6 protein-coding genes are annotated in these 6082 nt (G+C 73.1%); 2 read left to right on the plus strand and 4 right to left on the minus strand.

All coding sequences use genetic code 11. From position 1 onward, the window contains the following. Positions 1 to 59 precede the first annotated feature (59 nt). Together ACFV4N_RS19540 and ACFV4N_RS19545 are read left to right on the plus strand one after the other, a co-directional pair. The gene (locus tag ACFV4N_RS19540) at positions 60 to 614 is read left to right on the plus strand and encodes a hypothetical protein (RefSeq protein ID WP_499673960.1); all 555 of its coding nucleotides are present in this window, start codon (positions 60 to 62) and stop codon (positions 612 to 614) included. A gap of 64 nt (positions 615 to 678) precedes the next feature. Beyond that, complete coding sequence (locus ACFV4N_RS19545; protein WP_499673961.1) at positions 679 to 1482, plus strand: alpha/beta fold hydrolase; 804 nt, start codon at positions 679 to 681, stop codon at positions 1480 to 1482. On the opposite strand, the gene ACFV4N_RS19550 is transcribed toward ACFV4N_RS19545, so the two are convergent. From ACFV4N_RS19550 to ACFV4N_RS19565, 4 genes are all read right to left on the minus strand, one after another. Further along, positions 1470 to 1883, minus strand: coding sequence for a CBS domain-containing protein (locus tag ACFV4N_RS19550; RefSeq protein ID WP_499673962.1), 414 nt, complete (start codon positions 1881 to 1883; stop codon positions 1470 to 1472). The genes ACFV4N_RS19545 and ACFV4N_RS19550 overlap by 13 nt on opposite strands. 63 nt (positions 1884 to 1946) lie before the next feature. Beyond that, positions 1947 to 3647, minus strand: coding sequence for an EAL domain-containing protein (locus ACFV4N_RS19555; protein ID WP_499673963.1), 1701 nt, complete (start codon positions 3645 to 3647; stop codon positions 1947 to 1949). 68 nt (positions 3648 to 3715) lie between these two features. Further along, positions 3716 to 4762, minus strand: coding sequence for a lycopene cyclase family protein (locus tag ACFV4N_RS19560; RefSeq protein WP_499673964.1), 1047 nt, complete (start codon positions 4760 to 4762; stop codon positions 3716 to 3718). Beyond that, positions 4762 to 5739: an MASE1 domain-containing protein gene (locus ACFV4N_RS19565; protein WP_499673965.1), complete on the minus strand. Its 978-nt coding sequence runs from the start codon at positions 5737 to 5739 to the stop codon at positions 4762 to 4764. Before ACFV4N_RS19565 ends, ACFV4N_RS19560 begins: the two co-directional genes overlap by 1 nt. Between the last annotated feature and the right edge of the window lie 343 nt (positions 5740 to 6082).

Raw genomic sequence — 6082 nt, forward strand, 5'->3', positions numbered from 1 at the left:
GGGCGGCGGGTTTTCGCGTTCCCGGCTAACGAGCACCGCCTTCGTGGCGACCTGGTTGCATGGTCGACAGCCCGACACCACCGCCCGACGCACCGGATCCGGCGGTCGAACGCGAGATGCTGCTCACGGAGTACAAGTGCCTCCGTGACGAGATCATCAAGAAGATGGATCACCGGACCGCGATGGTCGCTTCTTCGATAACCGTCAGCTCGGCGGTCCTGGGCTTCGGCGTCGAGCGAGGCAGTGCGCCGCTCCTGCTCGTGGCGCCCATGGTCTCCCTCCTGCTGGGCATGTTGATCTACTTCCACAACACGCAGATCGGCGAGGCGTCGGAGTACATCCGGGAGCACATCGAGGACAGGCTCGCGCGGTCCACCGGGGTCCACCTGGGTTGGCACGGCACCAAAGCCGACTACAAGTACCGGTTCAAGGTCAGATTCGCCTCGTACCACGTGCCGTTGGTGCTCATAGCCACCGCGCCGGCAGCGGTCGCGCTGCCGCTCAGCCTGAACAACTTCACCCCGCCGGGCCTGGTCATCCCGCTCGTCGTGCTCGACACCCTCCTGCTGCTGGTCTACGCCACGCAGATCGTCAGGAACCGGCGGTCAGTGTGACGACGCATCGGCACAGCACCGAAATCGGTCGCGGCGCACCCGCCGGGCCACTACGTTCCCGCCCGTGCCCGAGCACTCCCACCTCCACCTCGACGGCCGCACCCTCGCCTACGTCGACCACGGCGGCCCCGGCACACCCCTGCTCGCCCTCCACGGCACGTTCGGCCGGGGCGCGGTGTTCGACCGCCTCGCCGCCGACCTGGGCGACCTGGCCCGGGTGATCGCCCCCGACCAGCGCGGCCACGGCCGCAGCGACCGCGCCGCCTCCTACACCCGCGAGGACTTCGTCGACGACGCCGCGGCCCTGCTCCACCACCTCGACCTCGGCCCCGTCGCGGTCCTCGGCCACTCGCTGGGCGGCACCACCGCCCACCAGCTCGCCGCCCGCCGACCCGACCTGGTCGAAGCCCTGGTCATCGAGGACGTCGGCCCCGTCACGCAACGCCCCGAGGTGCCCCACCCCGTCCTCGACGTCCGCGGCTGGCCCGACCGCGCGCCCACCCGGTCCGCCCTCAAGGCCGCCATCGAGGCACGGGGCGTCCCCGACGCCGGCTACTTCATGCTCAGCGCGGTCGAGGCCGGCGACCACTGGCGCCTGCTGTTCGACTGGGACGACATGGTCGAGGTCCAGCGCCACGGCGCGGGGGACTGGTGGCCCGACTGGCTCGCCTCCACCTGCCCGATGCTCCTGCTGCGCGGCGAGCACAGCCCCCTCCTGCCCGCCGACCTGGCGGCACGGGCCGCGGCCCGACGACCGCGCACCCGCCTGGTCGAGGTCGCCGGCGCGGGCCACTGGGTCCACGACGACGCCCCGACCGAGCTGGCCGGGGCCGTCGCGGACTTCCTCCGGGCCGGTCAGCGGGCGTAGACGCGCTCCACGAACCGGGCCAGCTCCTCGTCGTCCAGGTGCCGCGCCAGGTCGGCCTCCGACACCATGCCGACCAGCCGGTCCTCCTCGATCACCGGCAGCCGCCGGACCTGGAACTCCTCCATGGTGCGCAGCACGTGCGACAGGTCGTCCCCCGCGTCCACCCAGTGCAGGTGGCCCGACATCTCGCCGGCCCTCACCGACGCCGGGTCACGGCCCTCCGCCACGCACCGCAGCACGATGTCCCGGTCGGTGACGATCCCGTGCAGCCGGCTGTCCCGACCGCAGATCGGCAACGCGCCCACGCCCAGCTCGCGCATCAACCGCGCCGCGTCGACCAGGCTCTGGTCCTCGTCGACGCACCGGACCCCGGCGCTCATGATCTCCCGTGCGGTGGTCATGGAACCTCCTCCGTGTCCACCACCCAGGATGCGACGGACCACGCCGACCGGCACCTCGGGCCGCTAGCCCACCGCCAGGTGCGGCCCGCGCAGCACGTCCACGTGGTCGCTGCCCGGCCGCCCCAGCACCCAGCTCGTCCCGCGCAGCGACTTGGCGTGCTCCTTCAACGGCGCCAGCAGCCGCGACACCTCGCGGTAGGAGCCCACCGACCCGGCCGCGCAGATCAGCGCGGCCAGCGACAGCGTCACCCCCATGCCCTCGACTGCGAACGACCGGTCCAGCACCCCCGCCGCGAACGGCACGACCTCGTCCAGCCCCGCCACCACGAGGAAGTCGTCCCCGCCGACGTGACCCACCTGCACGCCCGGGTACGACGCCGCGCCCTCCGTCAGCGCCCGCCCCAGCTCCCTGATCAGGTCGTCGCCCGCCGCGAAACCCAGCGAGTCGTTCACCCGCTTGAACGCGTCCACGTCCAGCCAGCCCACCGCGAACAGCTCGCCGCCCAGGATCCGCCGGTCGACCTCCCGCGCGATCGAGTCGCTGCCCGGCAGCCGCGTCAGCGGGCTCAGCGCCGCCGCCTGCTCCACCTTCAGCTCCGCGACGCCGCGCACCACGTCCGCCACCCGCACCACGCCCAGGCACCGGTCCTCGTCGTCCACGACCACCAGGTCGTCGTTGGTGCGCTCGCGGTTGGCGTGCGCCACCACGTCCAGCAGCTCCAACGCGCTGGACCCCGCCCCGATCAGCTTCGGCCGGTCCGCCAGCCGCGCCGCCTCCCGCTTGGCGTGCAGGGCGTGCCCGAACGGGCCCGTCACCGCCAGCAGGAACCGGTTGCGGTCCACCGTCCACCGCGGCCGGTCGTCCTCGTCCACCAGCACCACGCCGGTCACCGTCGGCTGGCTGGAGAGCACCTCCAGCACCTCCTCGGACGTCGCCGAGTCCGGCAGCGTCGTCGCCGGGTGCAGGAAGTCGGTCACCGCGGGACCCGACCGGCGCCGCAGCGGCGCGGTCATGGTCTTGCTCACCGACTCCGGGTCGTTGACCTCGCTGAGCACCGCGGCGATGGTCGCGTCCACGCGGGGCCGGCGCTGCGCGCTCGCCAGCAGGTTGCCCTGCGCCAGCCGCACCCCGAGCCGCCGCAGCGCGGCCAGCTGCGCCTCCGTCTCCACGCCCTCGGCCACCACCAGCGACCCGGTGTGCTCGCACAGGTGCTGCAACCCCTGGACCAGCGCGCACCACGCCGGGTCCTCGGGCAGCGCGACGACCACCTCGCGGTCGAGCTTGATCACCTCGGGCTGCGCGTCGACCAGCAGCGACAGGGGCGAGTCGCCCTCGCCCACCCCGTCCAGGCCGATCCGGAACCCGTCCTCCCGCAACCGCCGCAGGCTGTTGACCAGCCGCCGGCGCGGCACCCGCGAGTACGGCGCGCCCACCTCCAGCACGACGTCCGACGGCGAGCGCCCGACCTCCCGCAGCGCGCCGTACAGCGGCGCGAACAGCTCCGGCCGGTCCGCGATCGTCACGGCCAGCAGGTTCACGTGCAGCGGCACGCCCAGGCCGTGGTCGGCCGCGTGGCGCACCGCCCGGCAGGCGAGCGCCACGTCGGTGTTGGCCAGGTAGCCCGCGCGGAACGCCTCGCTCAGCAGGTCCCGCACGTGACCGTCATGTGGCCGGGCCAGCGCCTCCACCGCCACGACACCCCCGGTGTGGAGGTTGAACAACGGCTGGAAGGCGAAGCGGACGTCATCCAGCAAGGCGGGCACGCGCCGATCGTCCTCCTCCGACCGGCCGAAAACCGAGACCGTTCACCAGTTGTTCCCGGAGATTTGGCCTAACGCACAGGAAATACCATGCGGGCTCGCATTCGCCACGAGGCCAAGCCGAACAAACTGATCATCGCACGAACCGTCCCGCCCAGGTCAGCGTGGCCCCCGAGGTACGCGCGTTGGTGGATGTCGGACAATCCGAAAAACTCGTTGAAGAATTCCGGGACCTCATCCGGGCCCATCGCCAACAACGCCGTCAGGCCGCGCAACCGCAACGCGTGCACCGCCCGCTCCCGCGGCGACCGCACCACCGGGCGGCCCTCCGCCAACGCCCGCGCCACCACCGGCGCCCGCCGCAGCGAGACCGCCACGCTGTACCCCGTGGCCGGGTGGATGAACCCCGCCGCCGCGCCGAACGCCCCCGAACCCGGCCGCGCGTCCAGCGGGATCCGCACCCGCTCCTCACCCCCGGGCACCGCCACCCCGTGCGCCGCCAACCGCGCGTGCAACCGCAACCGCAGCTCCGGCAGCGGCAACCCCGGCCGCCGCGCCAACGACGTCTCCTCCAGCAGCACCTCGTCCGCCGACACCGGGATCGCGTAGAGGAACGTCGGGTCCGCCGTCGTCGCTGCGGGCGGCTTCCGCCAATCCATGATCAACGCCTCGTCCGGCGCCACGAACGGCCGCGCCGACGCCGCCGGCACCACCACGCCCACCGCCGTCTGCGCCGCCCGACCACCCACCGCGCCCGTCGCCCGGACCACCCGCCCGGACACCACCCGCCCGTCCGCCAGGCGCGCACCCGAACCGGTCAGCTCCACCACCCGGCCCGCGACCACGTCGACCTCGTCCGGCAACCGCCGCAGCCGCTCGTTGTCCAACACCGCGTACGCCCGCGCCAACCGGTGCTCCCGCGTGGTGACCACCCGCGCCCGCGACGCCACCACCCCCACCGGCGTCCCCTCGGGCAGCTCGTCCGCCCACGCCGCGTACGTCGCCCGCCACGGCAGACCCGGAGCCGGGTCCACCAGGGTCGTCCGCAACCCCAGCGCCGCGCACTCCCGGGCCAGCGCCCGCCCCGCCGGCCCGCCGCCGACCACCACCACGGCCACTAGCGCGCCTCCGGCGGCCGCGTCGGCGGCACGTCCCGCACCAGCAGCGGCTGGTACTGCGACACCACCTCCGACAACTGCGCCACCGTCCGCTCGATCGCCGACCGCGCCGCGTTCCGCTCCGCGATCACCGCCGACAACAGCAACGCCGTCGTCACCACCGTCCCGTTGAACGCCTGCAACGTCACCATCCGCACCAACAGCTCCAGTCCTTCGAACGGCCCCGTGGCCCGCGTCGCGGCGTGCGCCGCCACCACGGTCGCGACCAGCGCGCACGGCGCCGTGCCCGCGTGCCGGAAGCGGAACGCCGCCCAGATCAGGAACGGGAACACCAGGTACATCAACCTGATGTCCGTCGTCGTGGCCACCACCATCACCCCGGTCGTGCCCGCCAGCAGCGCCACCGCCTCCAGCACCCGGCGGGGAGCCGGGCGACGCCCGCGCAGCGACCGCGCGGCCAGGGCCAACGGCACGAGCACCAGCACCCCCAGCACGTCACCGGTCCACCACACCGACCACGTCGACCAGAAGCCCACGCCGTCGACCACCCCGGACAGCAGCAACGCGCCGCTGCCCACGGTGGCGCTGACCAGCATGCCCGCGAACGCGCCCAGCAGCACGAGGGCCAGCGCGTCGCGCGTGCGGTCCAGCTCCAACCGGAAACCCGCCCGCCGCAGCAGCAGGGCGCCGACCACCGGGGCCAGCGTGTTCCCCGCGCAGATGAGGGCCGTCACCCAGAGATCGCCCAACGGCGCGTTCACCACGAACGCCGCCACCGCGATCCCCGGCCACAACCTCACGCCGCCCAACAACAGGGCGAGCAGCGCCACCCCCGTCGGCGGCCACAACGGGGTCACCTGGTCGTTGACCAGAGCCTGGAGCAGTCCCAGGCGCGCGCCGAGGTAGTAGCAGGCGACGAGCAGCAGGAGCTGGGCCGCGTGCGAACCCCACGGGCGGATGCGGGGGAGCGGGTGCACCCGGCCAGCATCCTCCGCTCACCCCGTCCGCACCACGCCTAGCTGCGGGGATGTCGAACCCGACCCCCCGATTTGTCTCCCGCGCGGCGGGGGTGTAACTTTCTCTCTGCCAGCGCGGAACGGGCCGGATCAACCGGAACGGAGCGCGGCGAAACCCCCCGGAGCAGAACAAGCAGCACAGGGTGCTGCCTCGGCCCGGACGGGACCAGGAACAAACTGAATGCGAAGCGGGTTCAGCGCTGCGCGAAGAAGCCGGAACCGGCCGATTTGACACCGCGAAAACGAACGAGCTAAGCTTCAAACACAAGCGAAACACCGGAAACACAAAGCCCCGGAATGAACC

The sequence above is a fragment of the Actinosynnema sp. NPDC059797 genome (assembly GCF_042732085.1).
In the GTDB taxonomy this organism is placed as follows: Bacteria; Actinomycetota; Actinomycetes; order Mycobacteriales; family Pseudonocardiaceae; genus Actinosynnema.